Source organism: Pseudomonas baltica (assembly GCF_014235765.1).
In the GTDB taxonomy this organism is placed as follows: Bacteria; Pseudomonadota; Gammaproteobacteria; order Pseudomonadales; family Pseudomonadaceae; genus Aquipseudomonas; species Aquipseudomonas baltica.
In genome coordinates this window covers 236,906-252,373 of sequence record NZ_JACMYH010000003.1, presented here as the reverse complement: position 1 = coordinate 252,373, position 15,468 = coordinate 236,906, and the positions used below count along the sequence as shown (strand labels likewise).

The window sequence follows — 15,468 nt, the reverse complement described above, 5'->3', positions numbered from 1 at the left end:
GCGGCTGACTACACTGGAAAAACCCCGCTGCCACGGTGTCGGGGTACAGCGTTCAGCGCCCCTCGGTGCTGTCGTTCATTCCATAAGAAAGTCGGGAGCGCCTATGTCGTCCTACACCCCGGAACTGGTTGCCGAGCTGGAAATCCTTGCCCTGTTCAACCTCGGCAACACCATGGAAGGTCTGAAAATCCACCACACTGCATCACCTGCGGCCATTGCCGCCGCGACTCGCCTGCATGAAAAGGAATTGATCACCAAGCCCGATGGCGGCTACCTGACCAGCCTGGGCCATGAGGCTGCCGGGCACGCGCAGTCATTGCTCACCATCCTGACGGTGGCCGAGCCTGCCTGAGCATCGGGGCTTGATGGAAGCAGGTGCTGTCAGTCGCCAGCAGGCGCCGACAGCGCCTGCGAGCGGCGCTGCTCGGCCACAGCGATGATCTGGCGCCGCGTATCGTCATCGGCCGAGCGCCAGGCGCGGATATCCTCGACATGGCGGAAACACCCTTGGCAAACGCGTTCTTCGTCCAGCCGGCACAGGCTCACGCAAGGTGACTGTACCGACGGGCTGACGTTGCTGTAGAGCGGCTTGGGGGCGCGTGCGGGCTGGCTCACCATCAGATCTCTTCGAAATCCAGCTCGACGCCGGCCTGTTCCTCGGTCGCCCGGGCCAGTACCTCGCCCAGCAATTCCTCGGATTTCTCGCAGCGCCACTTGCCCGACTCTTCGTCGTAATCGAAGTGATAGCCACCGGAGCGCGCGGCCAGCCACAGCTGGCGCAGCGGCTCCTGGCGGCTGATGATCAGCTGGCTGCCGTTGTCGAACTTGATGGTCATCATGCCGGCGGAAATTTCGATGTCGTCGGCGTGGTCTTCGAGCAACTCCTCCAGCGCCTGCTGGGTGGCATCGACCAGGTCGTGGAAACGGGCTTCGGTCAAACTCATTGCAGGAACCTCGGAAAGTGTCTGTTCGCGCTACGGGCGGCAAGATACGAGCAGCCAGCCGTTTATGCAAAGCATAATGCACCCGTCTGGATCGGTGGCACCGCTGGCGGCCCACCTGCATAGCCACCATGCCGGGCGCTGGGTATACTCGGGCGCAATTACTGCTTATACAAAGGATTTCGCCATGAAGCGCCTGATCTCTTCCCTGGCCGCGCTCGTCGCCGTTGCCTGCCTGGTGTCCGCCTGTGGTCAAAAGGGCCCGCTGTACCTGCCCGATGACAGCAAATCTCCCGAGGACCAAGCCAAGTCGTCGCAACCGCACAAGCACTACTAAGGGAACACCATGGACGCTTTTCAACGCCGCGACGGTGAACTGTTTGCCGAAGGCGTAGCCCTGTCGGCCGTGGCCCAGCGCTTCGGCACGCCGACGTACGTCTACTCGCGCGCCCACATCGAGGCGCAGTACAACGCCTACGCCGATGCCCTGCAGGGCACCCCGTCGCTGGTCTGCTTTGCCGTGAAGGCCAACTCCAACCTGGCCGTGCTCAATGTCCTGGCGCGTTTGGGCGCCGGTTTCGACATCGTCTCGGGCGGCGAACTGGAGCGCGTGCTGGCTGCGGGCGGGCGCGCCGAGCGCGTGGTGTTTTCCGGCGTCGGCAAGACCCGCGCCGACATGCGCCGCGCCCTCGAAGTAGGCGTGCACTGCTTCAACGTCGAATCCACCGACGAGCTGGAACGCCTGCAGGAAGTCGCTGCCGAGCTGGGCGTGCGGGCTCCGGTGTCGCTGCGCGTCAACCCGGACGTCGACGCGGGCACCCACCCGTACATTTCCACGGGCTTGAAAGAGAACAAGTTCGGCATCGACATCGCTGCAGCCGAAGACGTCTATGTACGTGCCGCGCAGTTGCCCAACCTCGACGTGATCGGCGTGGATTGCCACATCGGCTCGCAGCTGACCACCCTGGCACCGTTCCTCGATGCCCTGGATCGCTTGCTCGATCTGGTCGATCGCCTTGGCGACTGCGGCATCTACCTGCGCCACATCGACCTGGGCGGTGGCCTGGGCGTGCGCTACAGCGAAGAGCAGCCGCCATTGGCTGCCGACTACATCCAGGCCGTGCGCGAGCGCCTGGACGGTCGCGAGCTGACCCTGGTGTTCGAGCCGGGGCGGTTCATCGTGGCCAATGCCGGGGTCTTGCTGACTCAGGTGGAATACCTCAAGCATACCGAGCACAAGGATTTCGCCATCGTCGACGCGGCGATGAACGACCTGATCCGCCCGGCCCTGTACCAGGCATGGATGAACGTCAGCCCGGTCAAGCCGCGGGAAGGTCAGGCGCGTGCCTACGACATCGTCGGGCCGATCTGCGAAACCGGTGACTTCCTCGCCAAGGAGCGTGAACTGGTACTGGCCGAAGGCGACTTGCTGGCCGTGCATTCGGCCGGCGCCTACGGTTTCGTCATGAGCTCGAACTACAACACGCGCGGCCGCTGTGCCGAGGTGCTGGTCGATGGTGACCAGGCATTCGAAGTACGCCGCCGCGAAACCGTGGCCGAGCTTTTCGCCGGCGAAAGCCTGTTGCCGGAGTAATCCCATGCTACTGCGTTTTACCAAGATGCATGGCCTGGGCAACGACTTCATGGTGCTGGACCTGGTCAGCCAACATGCCCATATCCTGCCCAAGCATGCCAAGCAGTGGGGCGATCGCCACACCGGCATCGGCTTCGATCAATTGCTGCTGGTCGAAGCGCCGAACAATCCAGATGTCGACTTCCGCTATCGCATCTTCAATTCCGACGGTTCGGAGGTGGAGCAATGCGGCAACGGCGCGCGCTGCTTCGCCCGCTTCGTGCTGGACAAGCGTCTCACGGCCAAGAAGACCATTCGCGTCGAAACCAAGGGCGGCATCATCACCCTGGACGTGCGCAGCGATGGTCAGATCAGCGTCGACATGGGCCCGCCGCGCCTGGTGCCGGCCGACATCCCGTTCCAGGCCGACTCCCAGGCGCGCAGCTACGAGCTGTCCGTCGATGGCCAGAGCGTCGAGATCGCCGCCCTGTCCATGGGCAACCCCCACGCAGTGCTGCGTGTCGACGACATCAACAATGCGCCGGTGCACGCACTGGGGCCGAAGATCGAACACCATCCGCGCTTTCCGGCACGGGTGAACGTGGGCTTTCTGCACGTAGTCGATCGCACCCGCGCGCAGTTGCGTGTCTGGGAGCGTGGCGCCGGCGAGACCCAGGCCTGTGGCACCGGCGCCTGTGCTGCCGCAGTCGCAGCCATCAGCCAGGGCTGGATGGATTCGCCACTGCTGCTCGACCTGCCGGGCGGCCGCCTGTCCATCGAATGGGCCGGGCCAGGCCATTCGGTGATCATGACCGGCCCTGCGGTTCGGGTCTTCGAAGGACAAGTGCGTTTATGACCGAGTACAGCCAATGACCGACCAGCCTCAAGTACCCGCGCCTGCGGAGGTCCTGGAGGCTTCGGCCGTGGCCGACTTTCTTGCCGCCAACCCGGCGTTCTTCGAGCAGCATGAGGAATTGCTGACTCAGCTGCGCCTGCCCCACCAGCGCGGCGACACGGTGTCGCTGGTGGAACGGCAGATGACTCTGCTGCGTGACCGCAACGGCGAGATGCGCCAGCGCCTTTCGCACCTGATGGAGGTCGCGCGCGACAACGATCGCCTGTTCGAGAAGACTCGCCGCCTGATTCTGGCCATGCTCGATGCCGCGTCCCTGGACGAGCTGGTGATCAGCGTCGAAGACAGCCTGCGCGAAGACTTCCAGGTGCCCTTCGTCAGCCTGATCCTGTTCAACGACATTCCCGCCCCGGTAGGCCGCAGCGTGACGAGTGGTGAAGCGCAGCAGGCCATCGGTGGGCTGTTGTCGGAGGGCAAGTCGCTCAGTGGTGCCTTGCGCGAACACGAACTGGCGTTCCTGTTCGGCAGCGACCAGGCCCCGCAGGTCGGCTCGACCGCGCTGGTGCCATTGCTGCATCAAGGCCTGCACGGCGTACTGGCCATCGGCAGCCGCGACCCTGCGCACTACAAGAGTTCGGTGGGCACGCTGTTCCTCAGCCATATCGGCGAAGTGCTCAGCCGGGTATTGCCACGCTACACCGGCGCGCTGCGCTCGGTACGTTGAGGTGCGCGAACAACTGGATGCCTACTGCACGCACCTGCGCAGTGAGCGCCAGGTGTCGGTGCATACCCTGGATGCCTACCGGCGCGACCTGACCAAGGTCGTCGAATTCTGCGAGAAGGAAGGCCTGGCGACCTGGCAGGCACTGGACATCCAGCTGCTGCGGCGTCTGATCGCTCGCCAGCATCAGCAAGGGCAGTCGTCGCGCAGTCTGGCGCGCCTGCTTTCGGCCGTGCGTGGCCTGTATCGCTACCTCAATCGCGAAGGCCTCTGCAGCCACGACCCGGCCAATGGCCTGGCGCCGCCCAAGGGCGAGCGTCGCCTGCCCAAGACGCTGGACACCGATCGCGCCCTGCAGCTGCTCGAAGGTGCGGTGGAAGACGACTTCCTGGCCCATCGCGACCAGGCCATTCTCGAGCTGTTCTATTCTTCGGGTCTGCGCTTGTCGGAGCTGACCAGCCTCGACCTCGGGCAGCTCGACCTCGCCGACGGCCTGGTGCAGGTGCATGGCAAGGGCAGCAAGACCCGTGTGCTGCCCGTGGGTCGCAAGGCGCGCGCGGCGCTGGAGCAGTGGCTGGCGCTGCGCTCGATGAGCAACCCCGTCGACGATGCCGTGTTCGTCAGCCAGCAGGGCCGCAGGCTCGGGCCGCGTGCCATCCAGGTACGGGTCAAGGCCGCCGGCGAGCGTGAGCTGGGGCAGAACCTGCATCCGCACATGCTGCGTCATTCGTTTGCCAGCCACCTGCTCGAGTCGTCCCACGACCTGCGTGCCGTGCAGGAGATGCTTGGCCACGCCGACATCGCTACCACGCAGATCTATACCCACCTGGACTTCCAGCACCTGGCCAGTGTCTACGACAGTGCCCACCCACGGGCAAAACGCAAAGGCGGCGACTCATGAGCATCAAGCTGATCACTTTCGACCTCGACGACACCCTGTGGGATACCGCCCCGGTCATCGTCAGCGCCGAAGCCATCCTGCGCGACTGGCTGGCCGACCAGGCGCCGGCACTGGGCCCAGTGCCGGTCGAGCACCTGTTCCAGATCCGCCAGCGCCTGGTCGACGCCGACCCTTCGCTCAAGCACCGCATCAGCGCGCTGCGCCGTCGTGTGCTGCGGCACGCCATGCAAGACGCTGGCTATGCCGAGGATGAAGCGGCCTCGCTGGCCGACAAGGCCTTCGAGGTATTCCTGCACGCTCGGCATCAGGTGGACATCTTTCCCGAGGCCCAGCCAGCCCTGGAGATCCTTTGCCAGCGTTATACCCTGGGCGTGGTTACCAACGGCAACGCCGATGTGCGTCGACTGGGCATCGCTGATTTCTTCACCTTTGCGCTATGCGCCGAAGACCTGGGCGTGGGCAAGCCGGATTCGCGGCCCTTTCTGGAAGCCATGCGCCTGGGCGATGCGGGCGCCCACGAATCGGTGCACATCGGCGATCACCCGGGCGATGACATCGCCGGCGCGCAGAAGGCGGGCATGAAGGCCATCTGGTACAACCCGCAAGGCAAGCCATGGGCCGCCGAAGGCAAACCCGACGCCGAGGTCGCCAGCCTGGCACAGTTGCCTGCACTGCTGCTGCAACTGGGCTAGCTGTGGGAGCGGGCGAGCGGCGAGTTCTCTGCCCGCGAAGAGGCCGTCAGTGTCTACCCCGCACCCACAAAAAAGCCCGCAGCGACCGCGGGCTTTTTCTATGTTGCTTCGAGCGACGAGCCTTCAGATAGGGCGGCTGCCGTACTTGTTGTCGGGCTTCTTGGGTGGATCGGCCACCACGTTGGGCTCGACTTCCTGCACCTTGCCGCCGCGCGACAGGAACTCTTCCATCGCCCGAGCCAGCGCATCGCGCTCTTTGTTCTTGGCTTCGATACTCGGCAGTTCATCCACCGACACCGCCGCCTTGGCCTTGCCCTTGGCAGCGGGCACGGGTGTGTCGCCACCGTCGTCCTCCGCAACGTCTTCGGCAGCCGCCTCGAGGGTTTCTTCGGCCTCGTCTTCTTCGCCTACTTCGAGGTCGTCGTTTTCCAGATCATCGTCGCTCATGTTCTACCTCATGACTTGCGAAAGCAGATTATTTATAGCCCAGCTTTACCTTATGTCGACGGTTGCCGGAAAAAATTCACATCCACTGGTAACCAGCGGTCAAGCGTCCTCGCCATACAGCGTGGCAAGGACCCGACGCGCGCCGCCATGATCGCGATGCTCGCCCAAATAAATACCTTGCCAGGTACCTGTCGCCAGCCTTCCCGAGGTCACCGGAACGGTCACCTGGCAGCCCAGCAAGCTGGCCTTGAAGTGCGCTGGCAGGTCGTCGGGCCCTTCGTCGTTGTGCTCGAAACCGTCTGCACCCTGTGGCACGAGGCGGTTGAAGAAACGCTCGAAGTCCCGGCGAACGGCCGGATCGGCGTTTTCGTTGACGGTCAACGACGCCGAAGTGTGTTGCAGCCACAAATGCAGCAGGCCCACGCGGCATTCGCGCAGGCGCGGCAGTTGTGCGAGCAACTCGTCAGTCACCAGGTGAAACCCGCGAGGCCTGGCTCGCAAGGTGATGAGGGTTTGCTGCCACATACCGTTCTCGTCCGTTCGGGGCGCATTCTAGCGCGCTCTGGGAAAAAGCAAAGAGCCTGTTCGCGACTGTTTTGCACTGAGCCGCCGCGCGCGATCGCTACGGCAGCCGACAGCCCCGGCGGCAAACCCGCCGGACCTGAAGCAGATGACAAATCGCAGGCAAAAAAATGCCCGGCAAGCCGGGCATTTTTTTCCGAACGGTTACAAGTTGTAGCCGCGCTCGTTGTGCTGCGCGAGGTCAAGGCCCACGGCCTCTTCTTCTTCGTTGACTCGCAGACCCATCACCGCATCCAGCACCTTGAGAATGACGTAGGTCACGATACCGGTGTAGACCACGGTGAAGCCGACGCCCTTGAGCTGGATCCAGACCTGCGCGCCGATGTCTTCGACGGTGCCGAAACCACCCAGCGCGGGCGCTGCGAACACGCCGGTCAGAATCGCGCCGACGATGCCGCCGATGCCGTGTACGCCAAAGGCGTCCAGGGAGTCGTCGTAGCCCATCTTGCGCTTGAGCGTAGTGGCGCAGAGGAAGCAGATGACACCGGCCACCAGGCCGATTGCCAGTGCGCCCATCGGACCGACAGTACCGGCCGCCGGGGTGATGGCCACCAGGCCAGCGACCACGCCCGAAGCGATGCCCAGTGCGCTTGGCTTGCCGTGGGTCAGCCACTCGGCGAACATCCAGCCCAGCGCCGCAGCGGCGGTGGCGATCTGGGTGACCAGCATTGCCATGCCGGCAGTGCCGTTCGCCGCTGCAGCCGAACCGGCGTTGAAGCCGAACCAGCCGATCCACAGCATGGCCGCGCCGATCAGGGTGTAGCCCAGGTTGTGCGGCGCCATCGGGGTGGTCGGGTAGCCCTTGCGCTTGCCCAGCACGATGCACGCAACCAGACCGGCAACACCGGCGTTGATATGCACCACGGTGCCGCCCGCGAAGTCCAGCACGCCCCAGTCCCACATCAGGCCGCCGTTGCCGGACCAGACCATGTGCGCGATGGGTGCATAGACCAGGGTGAACCAGATGGCCATGAAGATCAGCATCGCGGAGAACTTCATGCGCTCGGCGAAGGCGCCGACGATCAGCGCCGGGGTGATGATGGCGAAGGTCATCTGGAAGGTGATGAACACTGCCTCAGGGAACAGTGCCGCCGGGCCGGTGACGCTGCTCGGCGTCACGCCGCTGAGGAAAGCCTTGGACAGCCCGCCGACGAAGGAATTGAAGTTGACGACGCCCTGCTCCATGCCGGTGGTGTCGAAGGCCAGGCTATAGCCGTAGACCATCCACAGGATGCTGATCAGGCCAGTAATGGCGAAACACTGCATCATCACCGAGAGCACGTTCTTGGAGCGCACCATGCCGCCGTAGAACAACGCCAGGCCAGGAATGGTCATGAACAGCACGAGGGCGGTCGCGGTCAGCATCCAGGCGGTATCGCCGGAGTTGAGAACGGGGGCTGCCGCCTCGTCCGCCAGGGCAAGGCCTGGCATTGCGAGGGACAACAGGGCTCCTAGCCCTGCGAATTGACGCAGAGTCATATTGTTTACTCCTGGGGCGTTGGGTTGTGTCGGCTTTTTTTTAGATTGCGTCGGTATCGGTTTCGCCGGTACGAATGCGAATCGCCTGTTCCAGATTGACCACGAAAATCTTGCCGTCGCCGATCTTGCCGGTGTTGGCGGCCTTGGTGATGGCTTCGATGACGCGATCCAGATCCTTGTCATCGATAGCGACGTCGATCTTGACCTTGGGCAGGAAGTCGACCACGTACTCCGCGCCGCGATACAGCTCGGTATGGCCTTTCTGCCGACCGAAACCCTTGACTTCGGTAACGGTGATGCCTTGCACGCCGATTTCCGACAACGACTCGCGCACGTCGTCCAGCTTGAATGGCTTGATGATGGCAGTGACTAGCTTCATGAAACTCTCTCCCGAATTGGTGGACTTGCCCCAGGAAAACAAACCCGGATCAAGTCTAAGCGCAGTGCCTGGCTTTGTAACGCGTCGTCGACCCCGCAGCCCGGACCGACAACCGATAAACAACTGCTGACGAAACACTTCCCTTGAAGCTGCGCACCGTTCTCGTCACGACGAGTCCATCAGTGCCTGGGTCTCTTGGCTCTAAGCAGAAAGCTTGCCATGTCGTGCAAACCGCGAGATTTGGCCACCCTGCGCGGCTTTTGTGCAGTGGTTTGAGCAGGCAGCGCGGGCAAGCGCACAACAAGGGTGCAGCGCTGGGCACACCTGTGCGCGAAAACCGTGCGCCGCGGCTCGGCTTTTCACCGCATGGCTGCGTGATACACTGCGCATCACTTTGTCTCAGGAAATTTCCCATGCTCCCGCCCAAAGCGTTCCTCGACACTCTGAGCGACCACGCCTCGCGCTTGTTCAGCGGTGACACCGCACAGCCGCGCGCGGAGCTCGAAGGTCAGTTCAAGGCACTGCTGCAGTCCGGCTTCAGCAAGCTCGACCTGGTCAGCCGCGAGGAATTCGACAGCCAGATGGTCGTGCTGGCGCGTACCCGCGCGCGCTTGGAGAGCTTGGAAGCCAAAGTCGCCGAGATGGAAGCCAAGGCAGCACCCAAGGCCGAGTAATATCTGAGACGCAGCTCGGTTGCCGATCGGCTGCACCGCTTTGTGCCACGCTCGGCATTGCCATTGAACAGCAGGGACGTGCTTCGATGAACCGCAACGAGCTGCGCAAAGCCGATATCAACCTGATGGTGGTGTTCGAAGCCCTCATGCTCGAGCGCAACGTCACCCGCGTCGCGGAAAAGCTGTTCCTCGGCCAGCCCACGGTCAGTTCAGCGCTGAACCGACTGCGCGCCCTGTTCAACGACCCGCTGTTCATCCGCATCGGCCATCGCATGGAACCCACCGCGCGCGCCGAGGAAATCATTCGGCACCTCTCCCCCGCGCTCGACGCGATGTCGGTGGCGCTGAGCCTGACCCATGATTTCGATCCGGCCGTAAGTACCATGACCTTCCGCATCGGCCTGTCCGACGACGTCGAGTTCGGCCTGCTGCCGCAAGTGCTGCGCGCACTGCGCACCAAGGCGCCGAAAGTGGTGATCGTGGTGCAGCACGTGGATTACTGGCGCATTCCCGACCTGCTCGCCTCCGGCGACATCACCGTGGGCATCAGCCAGACCCGCGGCCTGCCGGCCAATGCCAAGCGTAAACTACTGCGCCGCATGCGCCCGCGCGTGCTGCGCGCCGACAAGTCGGCTACCCCACTGACCCTGGACGAATACTGCGCCCGCCCCCACGTACTGGTGTCGCCGACTGCGCACACCAGCGGTATCGCCGATGAGTGGCTGCAGGAAATCGGCCGCACCCGCCAAGTGGTGCTGTCGGTGCCCCAATTCAGCTCGCTGCCCGCCCTGCTCGCCGGCACCGACATGCTCGCCGGCCTGCCCGACTACGCCGCCACCGCGATGGCCGCTCACGGCAACCTGTTCGACGAACCGCTGCCGTTCGATGCGCCGACGCTGGATTTGTCGATGGTGTGGTTGAGCATCACCGATACGGATCCGGCGGAGCGGTGGTTGCGGTCGCGGCTGGAGGCGTTCATGGGGGATCGCGGCGGGGTGGTGTAGGGTCGCAACAACGTGTCATCCATCTCACACACTCGCCTTGGTGGCGGGTTTGTTGCTGAAAAGCAATCTCTGGAAACCATGACCTGCGTGCTGCTTCCGTCCGTAGCACCGTGAATCACTTCCCCACTGGCATACCCGCCCTCATCCACTACCCTCGCACCACCACCGCAGGAAGCGGTTCATCTTTCAACGCATGGAGCATGCATGTCTCTCGCTATCGTTCACAGCCGGGCCCAGGTGGGCGTGGGTGCGCCTGCGGTCACGGTCGAGGCGCATCTGGCCAATGGGCTGCCGGCCCTGACGCTTGTGGGGCTGCCGGAAGCCTCGGTCAAGGAGAGCAAGGATCGCGTGCGCAGCGCGATTCTCAATTCGGGGCTGGAGTTTCCGGCGCGGCGGATCACCCTGAACCTGGCACCGGCGGATCTGCCGAAGGACGGCGGCCGGTTCGACCTGGCCATTGCGCTGGGTATCCTGGCGGGCAGCGGGCAGATCCCGGCCATTACCCTGGATAACGTGGAATGCCTGGGCGAGCTGGCGCTGTCGGGCGCCGTGCGGCCGGTGCAGGGTGTCTTGCCCGCTGCCCTCGCTGCTCGCGATGCAGGGCGAACGCTGATCGTGCCCAGGGATAACGCCGAAGAGGCAGCGCTGGCCTCGAACCTGACGGTGATTGCCGCGGATGATCTGATGCAGTTGGTCAGTCACTTCAATGGGCGCAACCCGATCAGTCCTTTCAATGCCAATGGCCTGTTGCTGTTGAGCAAGCCTTATCCGGACCTGAGCGAAGTGCAGGGCCAGGTTGCGGCCAAGCGTGCGCTGCTGGTGGCCGCCGCTGGCGCGCACAACCTGTTGTTCAGCGGCCCACCGGGAACGGGCAAGACCTTGCTCGCCAGTCGATTGCCCGGATTGCTGCCGCCGCTGGACGAGCGCGAAGCGCTGGAGGTGGCGGCCATCCAGTCGGTGGCCAGCCATGTGCCGCTGAAGAACTGGCCGCAGCGGCCCTTTCGGCATCCTCATCATTCGGCCTCGGGCGCTGCCTTGGTAGGTGGTGGCAGTCGGCCGCAGCCAGGAGAAATCACCCTGGCGCATCATGGCGTGCTGTTTCTCGATGAATTGCCGGAGTTCGACAGGAAGGTACTGGAAGTCTTGCGCGAACCCTTGGAAAGCGGAGAGATCGTGATTGCGCGGGCGCGGGACAAGATCCGTTTTCCGGCGCGGTTCCAGTTGGTGGCGGCGATGAACCCGTGCCCGTGTGGGTATCTGGGTGACCCCAGCGGCAAATGCCAATGCGGCAGCGACCAGATTCAGCGGTACCGCAACAAGCTGTCCGGGCCGTTGCTCGACCGGATCGATCTGCATCTGACGGTGGCGCGCGAGGCGACGGCGCTGAGCCATGTGCCACAAGCGGGTGAGAATACGGCCAGTGCTGCCAGCAAGGTGGCCGAGGCGCGCGAGTTGCAGAGTCGGCGTCAGGGGTGTGCTAATGCCTTTCTCGATCTGCCGGGGTTGCGCGAGCATTGCAGGTTGTCGGCCGAAGATGAGCGCTGGCTGGAAACCGCCTGTGAACGGCTGACGCTGTCGCTGCGGGCGGCGCACCGGTTGTTGAAGGTGGCTCGTACGCTGGCGGATCTTGAGCAGGCGAAAGACATCGAGCGGACGCATGTGGCGGAGGCGTTGCAGTATCGGCCGTCGGCGCAGTGAGCGATAAGGCGCCAGGCGTCATTGCGTTTCAGCAGGCCCATCGGGGATACCGCCGACGCGGCTTGCGCCGCTGCTACAGGGGATTGAGTATTCATACATGACCGCGTCGGCCATGGATGCGGTGGTCGTGCAGCACCACGTCGGTCATGAATGCGGTGTTCGGGCATCACCACGTCGGCCACGGATGAGGTGGTCGTTCATCACCACGCCGGCCAAGGATGCGGTGGCCGCGCATCACCGCGTCGGCCATGGATGCGGTGGTCGTGCATCACCGCGTCGGCCATGGATGCGGTGGTCGTGCAGCACCACGTCGGTCATGAATGCGGTGTTCGGGCATCACCACGTCGGCCACGGATGCGGTGGTCGGGCATCACCACGTCGGTCGTGAATGCGGTGGTCGGGCATCACCACGTCGGTCGTGAATGCGGTGTTCGGGGCTCACCACGCCGGCGGGGGATTGCGATACCTCTGTAGCAGCGGCGCGAGCCGCGTCGGCGGTGGGTGCGGGTGGCTGTCGGAACGCGATCGGGGCCAAAGCGGCTTGCGCCGCTGCCACAGGGCTTGGAGGCTACAAAACCACGCGCAGGACTTGGCCGGCGTGGTAGAGCGAGAAGCCGGTTTCATAGACGCCGGTGCGCAGGCTCGGTACCGAAACGGGTTTATCCGTGCAGAACGGCAGGGGCAGCCTGTCGGCCTGGCCATGCAGCAGAAACTGCGCCAAGGCCTTGCCCACGACGGTGCCGGTGGTGTTGCCGCGGCCGTTGTAGCCGGTGACCGAGACCAGCCCCGGGGCGGGTTCGAACAGGCGCATGAGGTGGTCGGGGGTGAAGTCGATGCAGCCGGTCCAGTGCATTTCCCATTCGACCGTGCCCAGTTGGGGAAAGTAATGGGTCTGGATGCGGTCGGCCCAGCGGCGGATGAACCAGGCCGGCTTGTTGTCCACGCGGCCCATGCTGCCGAGCAACAAACGGCCATCGTAGTCACGGCGAATGCTGCTCAGTACCAGGCGGGTGTCCCAGGAACCCTGGCCGTGTTTGAGCACAGCGTCTGCCGCGGCCGAGTGCAGAGGTTTGGAAGCCACCTGGTAGTAGTAACCACGGAAGAACTGGCCTTGCAGATTGCACCAGTCGCCCTCGGTGTAGGCACCGGTAGAGATCAGTACCTTGTCGGCGTTGACTTCGCCTTTGGCAGTCTTGACCAGCCAGCCACCACCCTGCTGTTCCAGGCCCAACACCGGCGAGTGCTGGAACACCTGCCCGCCCAGGCGCTCGACGGCCGCGCCCAGGCCACGGGTATAGGCCATGGGGTTGATGGTACCGGCGCGCCGGTCGAGCAAGGCGGCCTCGATCTTTTCGGTGCCGCAGTAGTCAACGCATTGCGCCCCGGTGAGCAGCTCGACGTCGGCGCCGCGCCGTTGCCATTGCTCGCAGCGCGATTTCAGGTCGGCCACGCCATTGGCGTTGTGGGCCATGTGCAGGGTGCCGTCGTTGTGCGCCTGGCAGTCGATGCCATAGCGCTTGATCAGCGCGAACACTTCAGCCGGCGCGCCGCCGAGCACGCTGTTGAGGCGACCGCCCACCGCACTGCCCAGGGTCTGCTCGACTTCGTCGGGTGGAATCCAGGTGCCAGCGTTGACCAGTCCGACGTTGCGGCCCGAGCCGCCGGTGCCGATTTCACTGGCATCGAGCAGCACCACACGCTTGCCCTGCTCCAGCAACTCGATGGCAGCGCACAACCCGGTGATGCCGCCGCCGATCACGCAGACGTCCGCCTTTACCGCACTGGCCAGGGCCGCCGTGTGAGGGGGCCTGGCGGTGATGTGTTCCCAAAGACATTGTTGCCGTAGTTCGCTCATGACTCATTCCAAGCCAGGGAAATCGGGTTCGGACCGCGCCGTCGTCATCGCGGGCAGAGCCCGCTCCCACAGGGATATCCATTGCAGCAAAGATCCCTGTGGGAGCGGGTTCCACCCGCGATAGCGCCAGCCCCGCCACCACATCACTCAACCATCAATCAACCATCAATCAACCATCAATCAAACACGATGCCTTGGGCCAGCGGCAGTTCGCGCGAGTAGTTGACGGTGTTGGTCTGGCGGCGCATGTAGGCTTTCCAGGCATCGGAGCCGGATTCGCGTCCGCCACCGGTTTCCTTTTCGCCGCCGAAGGCACCGCCGATTTCCGCGCCGCTGGTGCCGATGTTGACGTTGGCGATGCCGCAGTCGCTGCCCGCTGCGCTCTGGAATCGCTCGGCTTCACGCAGGTCGGTGGTGAAGATGCACGAGGACAGGCCCTGTGGCACTTCGTTGTTCAGGCGCAGGGCCTCGTCGAAGTCTTCGTAGCTCAATACATACAGGATCGGCGCGAAGGTTTCGTGGCGCACGACATCCGACTGACCAGGCATTTCGACGATGGCGGGTGCGACGTAATAGGCGTTCGGGTATTGATCGGCCAACTGACGCTCACCGCCGAACACTTCGCCCCCCTCGTCACGCGCCTTGGCCAGGGCACCCTGCATGGCATCGAAGGATTGCTTGTCGATCAGCGGGCCGACCAGGTTGTCCTTGCGCGGATCGCCGATGCGTACTTTGGCGTAGGCGGCTTTGACCCGAGCAACCACTTCGTCCTTGATCGAGCTGTGCACGATCACCCGGCGCAAGGTGGTGCAGCGCTGGCCAGCGGTGCCCACGGCACTGAAGAGAATGCCGCGCACGGCCAGGTCGAGGTCGGCGCTGGGGGCCAGGATCATGGCGTTGTTGCCGCCCAGTTCGAGGATTGTGCGGCCGAACCGCGCAGCGACCCGCGGACCGACTTCGCGCCCCATGCGAGTGCTGCCGGTAGCGCTGACCAGGGCGACGCGCGGGTCATCGACCAACGCCTCGCCCGCTTCGCGGTCACCGATGATCAATTGCGCCAGGCCTTCTGGCGCATCGCCGAACTGCTGCAGGGCCTTGTCGAACAGTGCCTGGCAGGCCAGCGCGGTCAACGGGGTCTTTTCCGATGGTTTCCAGATCACCGAATCGCCGGCGACCAGGGCCAGGGCGGTGTTCCATGCCCACACTGCCACCGGAAAGTTGAAGGCGCTGATCACACCGACCACGCCCAGCGGCTGCCAGGTTTCACGCATATGGTGGCCTGGGCGCTCGGAAGCGATGGTCAGGCCGTACAGCTGGCGAGACAGGCCGACGGCGAAATCGCAGATGTCGATCATTTCCTGCACTTCACCCAGACCTTCCTGGGTGATCTTGCCGGCTTCGACCGAGACCAGCTCACCGAGCTGGGCCTTGTGTGCGCGCAGGACTTCGCCGAACAGGCGCACCAGCTCGCCACGACGGGGGGCCGGCACGGTGCGCCAAGCCAGGAACGCCTCGTGCCCGAGGGCGATCTTGGCCACGACCTGCGCCTTGGATTCCAGGCTCACCGAGGCGATCTGGCTGCCGTCGATTGGGGTGTGAACAGGATGGTTGCCATCCTTGAATGCACTCGCCGCAACACCCAGGCTTTCGAGCAGGCCATCGACCATTG

General features: G+C 64.1%; 18 protein-coding genes. 10 read left to right on the top strand and 8 right to left on the bottom strand.

Annotated features, from left to right (window positions below):
• Positions 1-103 precede the first annotated feature (103 nt).
• Complete coding sequence (locus H7993_RS13560) at positions 104-352, top strand: TIGR02647 family protein (protein ID WP_122479924.1); 249 nt, start codon at positions 104-106, stop codon at positions 350-352.
• A gap of 29 nt (positions 353-381) precedes the next feature.
• Here the strand turns inward: H7993_RS13560 and H7993_RS13555 are convergent, their stop codons facing one another.
• On the bottom strand, positions 382-618 hold the full coding sequence (locus tag H7993_RS13555; protein ID WP_122479925.1) for a DUF1289 domain-containing protein: 237 nt from the start codon (positions 616-618) through the stop codon (positions 382-384).
• Complete coding sequence (gene cyaY / locus H7993_RS13550; RefSeq protein WP_122479926.1) at positions 618-944, bottom strand: iron donor protein CyaY; 327 nt, start codon at positions 942-944, stop codon at positions 618-620. Before cyaY ends, H7993_RS13555 begins: the two co-directional genes overlap by 1 nt.
• A gap of 184 nt (positions 945-1,128) precedes the next feature.
• Between cyaY and lptM the strand changes: the two genes are divergently transcribed.
• Genes lptM through H7993_RS13520 form a run of 6 tightly spaced genes read left to right on the top strand, consistent with a single transcriptional unit; the run spans position 1,129 to position 5,681 of the window.
• Positions 1,129-1,278, top strand: a complete 150-nt coding sequence (gene lptM, locus H7993_RS13545; RefSeq protein ID WP_043192229.1) for an LPS translocon maturation chaperone LptM — start codon at positions 1,129-1,131, stop codon at positions 1,276-1,278.
• Between the two features lie 9 nt (positions 1,279-1,287).
• Complete coding sequence (lysA, locus tag H7993_RS13540; protein ID WP_185794684.1) at positions 1,288-2,535, top strand: diaminopimelate decarboxylase; 1,248 nt, start codon at positions 1,288-1,290, stop codon at positions 2,533-2,535.
• A gap of 4 nt (positions 2,536-2,539) precedes the next feature.
• On the top strand, positions 2,540-3,370 hold the full coding sequence (gene dapF, locus H7993_RS13535; protein ID WP_122479928.1) for a diaminopimelate epimerase: 831 nt from the start codon (positions 2,540-2,542) through the stop codon (positions 3,368-3,370).
• A 13-nt stretch (positions 3,371-3,383) separates the two neighbouring features.
• On the top strand, positions 3,384-4,091 hold the full coding sequence (locus H7993_RS13530) for a DUF484 family protein (RefSeq protein WP_185794683.1): 708 nt from the start codon (positions 3,384-3,386) through the stop codon (positions 4,089-4,091).
• Between the two features lies 1 nt (position 4,092).
• Positions 4,093-4,989, top strand: a complete 897-nt coding sequence (xerC, locus tag H7993_RS13525) for a tyrosine recombinase XerC (protein ID WP_185794682.1) — start codon at positions 4,093-4,095, stop codon at positions 4,987-4,989.
• The gene (locus H7993_RS13520) at positions 4,986-5,681 is read left to right on the top strand and encodes an HAD family hydrolase (RefSeq protein ID WP_185794681.1); all 696 of its coding nucleotides are present in this window, start codon (positions 4,986-4,988) and stop codon (positions 5,679-5,681) included. Before xerC ends, H7993_RS13520 begins: the two co-directional genes overlap by 4 nt.
• Positions 5,682-5,804: 123 nt before the next feature.
• Here H7993_RS13520 and sutA read toward each other — a convergent pair whose 3' ends face one another.
• From sutA to glnK, 4 genes are all read right to left on the bottom strand, one after another.
• Entirely contained in the window at positions 5,805-6,128 is a 324-nt protein-coding gene (gene sutA, locus H7993_RS13515; RefSeq protein ID WP_122479932.1) for a transcriptional regulator SutA, read from the bottom strand.
• Between the two features lie 99 nt (positions 6,129-6,227).
• The gene (locus H7993_RS13510; protein ID WP_122479933.1) at positions 6,228-6,653 is read right to left on the bottom strand and encodes a secondary thiamine-phosphate synthase enzyme YjbQ; all 426 of its coding nucleotides are present in this window, start codon (positions 6,651-6,653) and stop codon (positions 6,228-6,230) included.
• A 201-nt stretch (positions 6,654-6,854) separates the two neighbouring features.
• Complete coding sequence (locus H7993_RS13505; RefSeq protein WP_122479934.1) at positions 6,855-8,189, bottom strand: ammonium transporter; 1,335 nt, start codon at positions 8,187-8,189, stop codon at positions 6,855-6,857.
• Between the two features lie 40 nt (positions 8,190-8,229).
• Positions 8,230-8,568 (bottom strand): P-II family nitrogen regulator, encoded by a 339-nt coding sequence (glnK, locus tag H7993_RS13500; protein WP_002555808.1) that lies wholly within the window; start codon positions 8,566-8,568, stop codon positions 8,230-8,232.
• 413 nt (positions 8,569-8,981) lie between these two features.
• Here glnK and H7993_RS13495 point away from each other — a divergent pair, with 413 nt between their 5' ends.
• The 3 genes from H7993_RS13495 to H7993_RS13485 all read left to right on the top strand — a co-directional run bounded on the left by H7993_RS13495 (position 8,982) and on the right by H7993_RS13485 (position 11,944).
• Positions 8,982-9,242, top strand: coding sequence for an accessory factor UbiK family protein (locus tag H7993_RS13495; protein ID WP_122479935.1), 261 nt, complete (start codon positions 8,982-8,984; stop codon positions 9,240-9,242).
• A gap of 86 nt (positions 9,243-9,328) precedes the next feature.
• Positions 9,329-10,246: a LysR family transcriptional regulator gene (locus tag H7993_RS13490; RefSeq protein WP_185794680.1), complete on the top strand. Its 918-nt coding sequence runs from the start codon at positions 9,329-9,331 to the stop codon at positions 10,244-10,246.
• A gap of 204 nt (positions 10,247-10,450) precedes the next feature.
• Entirely contained in the window at positions 10,451-11,944 is a 1,494-nt protein-coding gene (locus tag H7993_RS13485; protein WP_185794679.1) for a YifB family Mg chelatase-like AAA ATPase, read from the top strand.
• Positions 11,945-12,512: 568 nt separating this feature from the next.
• Here H7993_RS13485 and amaA read toward each other — a convergent pair.
• Complete coding sequence (gene amaA / locus H7993_RS13480; RefSeq protein ID WP_185794678.1) at positions 12,513-13,799, bottom strand: L-pipecolate oxidase; 1,287 nt, start codon at positions 13,797-13,799, stop codon at positions 12,513-12,515.
• A gap of 176 nt (positions 13,800-13,975) precedes the next feature.
• Positions 13,976-15,466: an L-piperidine-6-carboxylate dehydrogenase gene (gene amaB, locus H7993_RS13475; protein ID WP_185794677.1), complete on the bottom strand. Its 1,491-nt coding sequence runs from the start codon at positions 15,464-15,466 to the stop codon at positions 13,976-13,978.
• Positions 15,467-15,468: the final 2 nt, after the last annotated feature.

Bases quoted from the DNA above. Each gene is read 5' to 3' on its own strand.
- H7993_RS13560 (WP_122479924.1), top strand. From the start codon at position 104: ATGTCGTCCTACACCCCGGAACTGGTTGCCGAGCTGGAAATCCTTGCC.
- H7993_RS13555 (WP_122479925.1), bottom strand. From the start codon at position 618: ATGGTGAGCCAGCCCGCACGCGCCCCCAAGCCGCTCTACAGCAACGTC.
- cyaY (WP_122479926.1), bottom strand. From the start codon at position 944: ATGAGTTTGACCGAAGCCCGTTTCCACGACCTGGTCGATGCCACCCAG.
- lptM (WP_043192229.1), top strand. From the start codon at position 1,129: ATGAAGCGCCTGATCTCTTCCCTGGCCGCGCTCGTCGCCGTTGCCTGC.
- lysA (WP_185794684.1), top strand. From the start codon at position 1,288: ATGGACGCTTTTCAACGCCGCGACGGTGAACTGTTTGCCGAAGGCGTA.
- dapF (WP_122479928.1), top strand. From the start codon at position 2,540: ATGCTACTGCGTTTTACCAAGATGCATGGCCTGGGCAACGACTTCATG.
- H7993_RS13530 (WP_185794683.1), top strand. From the start codon at position 3,384: ATGACCGACCAGCCTCAAGTACCCGCGCCTGCGGAGGTCCTGGAGGCT.
- H7993_RS13520 (WP_185794681.1), top strand. From the start codon at position 4,986: ATGAGCATCAAGCTGATCACTTTCGACCTCGACGACACCCTGTGGGAT.
- sutA (WP_122479932.1), bottom strand. From the start codon at position 6,128: ATGAGCGACGATGATCTGGAAAACGACGACCTCGAAGTAGGCGAAGAA.
- H7993_RS13510 (WP_122479933.1), bottom strand. From the start codon at position 6,653: ATGTGGCAGCAAACCCTCATCACCTTGCGAGCCAGGCCTCGCGGGTTT.
- H7993_RS13505 (WP_122479934.1), bottom strand. From the start codon at position 8,189: ATGACTCTGCGTCAATTCGCAGGGCTAGGAGCCCTGTTGTCCCTCGCA.
- glnK (WP_002555808.1), bottom strand. From the start codon at position 8,568: ATGAAGCTAGTCACTGCCATCATCAAGCCATTCAAGCTGGACGACGTG.
- H7993_RS13495 (WP_122479935.1), top strand. From the start codon at position 8,982: ATGCTCCCGCCCAAAGCGTTCCTCGACACTCTGAGCGACCACGCCTCG.
- H7993_RS13490 (WP_185794680.1), top strand. From the start codon at position 9,329: ATGAACCGCAACGAGCTGCGCAAAGCCGATATCAACCTGATGGTGGTG.
- H7993_RS13485 (WP_185794679.1), top strand. From the start codon at position 10,451: ATGTCTCTCGCTATCGTTCACAGCCGGGCCCAGGTGGGCGTGGGTGCG.
- amaA (WP_185794678.1), bottom strand. From the start codon at position 13,799: ATGAGCGAACTACGGCAACAATGTCTTTGGGAACACATCACCGCCAGG.
- amaB (WP_185794677.1), bottom strand. From the start codon at position 15,466: ATGGTCGATGGCCTGCTCGAAAGCCTGGGTGTTGCGGCGAGTGCATTC.